This window comes from Nocardioides caeni, from assembly GCF_004912195.1.
Lineage (GTDB): Bacteria > Actinomycetota > Actinomycetes > Propionibacteriales > Nocardioidaceae > Nocardioides > Nocardioides caeni.
The window spans coordinates 1-1505 of the sequence record NZ_STGW01000039.1 but is presented as its reverse complement, the minus strand read 5'-3'; the positions used below and the strand labels follow the sequence as shown (position 1 = coordinate 1505).

2 protein-coding genes are annotated in these 1505 nt (G+C 68.7%); one reads left to right on the top strand and one right to left on the bottom strand.

Annotated features, from left to right (window positions below):
* Nucleotides 1-591, bottom strand: a 591-nt coding sequence (locus E9934_RS20395; RefSeq protein ID WP_238695067.1) for a CHC2 zinc finger domain-containing protein, incomplete at its 3' end; no start/stop codon positions are given.
* Between the two features lie 181 nt (nt 592-772).
* Here E9934_RS20395 and E9934_RS19370 point away from each other — a divergent pair.
* The coding region (locus E9934_RS19370) for a L,D-transpeptidase (protein ID WP_238695066.1) at nt 773-1505 on the top strand (733 nt) is incomplete at its 3' end.

The window sequence follows — 1505 nt, the reverse complement described above, 5'->3', positions numbered from 1 at the left end:
GGGAGGACAGATGAGCGCCATCGAGCCCGTGCCGTTGAGCGTGCCGTCGCCGTAGGTGAAGCCGTGAGCGATCCCGAACGGAGAAGGCGTCGTACGGCGAATGCGGGAGCGCGGGAACTTCGGGACCAGGCGCGCGCCTGGCGTCAATGCTGTCGTCAGAACTTCGCGCGACCTCTTCTGGTCCTTGCCGGAGTGGACGAACCACCGGTGTCCACTCGTTGCGAACAGTTCCTTGCGCTGTCCGTTGCGTGTGGCCACGATGCGGTGCAGCGGCTGCACGCCGTAGGACTTGAACGGTGCATCGATCCACTCGCCGCTCACACCGAGCACCCGGTGAGTGCCCCCGGCGAGGTCCCGGATCTCACGGGGCCCCTCCCAGGTCAGGACCCGCGTCTCCCCAGCGAGGCAATGAAAGAACCCGCGCCCCGGCGTCACGTGGAAGGAAGGCGACTTCTCGTCATGGAAGGGACACAGGCCCTTCATCGAGCCGCCACCGGCGTTGCGCAGCGTGACGTAGTCGGAGACGACCTCGTCGATCCGCGCCCTCTCCCGGACCGCGGCGATGTCCTCGTCACGGATCCGGCCTGCCATGGTCGCATCCTACTGAGCGCCTCCGAGACCGCGTGATGCACTCCACACCCCGCAGTCGGGACCAAGGTCCCGACTCCGCTATGCTCGCGTGACCTGGGGGGGTGCTGGCTCGTTGCCGCTGTGGGAGGGCCAACGAACAGCAGGGGTCGTGGGATGAGCAGCATTCGGGGAGGGACCGGGCATGAAGCAGTCGACTGCGCCGTCGCGCGCGTCCTGGCCGATCCCGCTGATCCTGACCCTCTTCGCGATCTCGGCGCTCGTGCTGGTGATGCGCGACGACGGCGAGGAGAAGCGCTCGCCGCAGCGTCCAGCCGCCGAGGTGGTGGATCTCGCGGAGCTCAAGGCGAGCTCGACCAAGTCGACGATCAAGGCCGCGCCTCGCGACCCGCGACCGGAGAACGTCCCGAACGGCGCCGTGGTCCATCCCAAGAGGATCGTGGCGCTCTTCGACGAGCCGGAGGGCACGGCCTTTGCGAAGATCGGGCCGAAGCAGTTCGGCGACACCTGGCTGCCGGTGATCACTCGCAACAAGGACTGGGTGCAGGTGCTCCTGCCGTCGAAGCCCAACGGGTCGACCGGATGGCTGCGCTCCACCGAGCTCGAGGAGGCGCACAGCCGCTTCCTCGTCAAGGTGCACCTCGGCGCCCGCACCCTGGAGCTCCTCGAGGACGGCGAGCAGGTCGGCACCTGGACGGTCGCCATCGGGGCTGCCGCCACGCCGACGCCCACCGGACGGACCTTCGTGCTCGGTCAGATCACCGACGAGAAGCAGCCCTTCTCCCCCGTGATCCTTCCGCTCGGCAGCCACAGCGACACCCTCGACTCCTATGGCGGCGGGCCCGGCACCGTCGCCCTCCATGGCTGGACGGACCCCTCGGTCTTCGGCCAGGCCGTGAGCCACGGCTGCGTGCGCG